This is a genomic window from Gemmiger formicilis (assembly GCF_016901605.1).
Classification (GTDB): domain Bacteria; phylum Bacillota; class Clostridia; order Oscillospirales; family Ruminococcaceae; genus Gemmiger; species Gemmiger formicilis_B.
Genome location: NZ_JACJKP010000529.1, coordinates 1 through 342, shown reverse-complemented (window position 1 = coordinate 342; position 342 = coordinate 1). Strand labels below are relative to the sequence as shown.

Annotated in this window: 1 protein-coding gene; it reads left to right on the top strand. The window is 48.8% G+C overall.

The window, feature by feature from the left end:
- Positions 1-342, top strand: a 342-nt coding sequence (locus H6B10_RS15790) for an NAD-dependent epimerase/dehydratase family protein (RefSeq protein ID WP_204652399.1), incomplete at both ends; no start/stop codon positions are given.

The following is a 342-nucleotide window of genomic DNA, read 5'->3' as shown; positions in this document are numbered from 1 at the left end:
CATGACGCTGGAAATGAATGTGATCCATTCTGCCTGGCAAAATGGATGCAAAAAATTGGAGTTTCTCGGCTCCAGCTGCATTTACCCGCGCATGGCCCCGCAACCTATGAAAGAAAGCTGCTTGTTGACCAGCGAATTGGAAAAAACGAATGAAGCCTATGCCTTGGCGAAAATCAGCGGATTGAAGTACTGCGAATTTCTGAACCGTCAGTATGGCACGGATTATATCAGCGTCATGCCCACCAATTTGTATGGCCCCAATGACAACTACCATCCTACCCACAGCCACGTGGTGCCGGCTTTGATTCGCCGTTTTCATGAGGCCAAGGAACAGAATCTTCC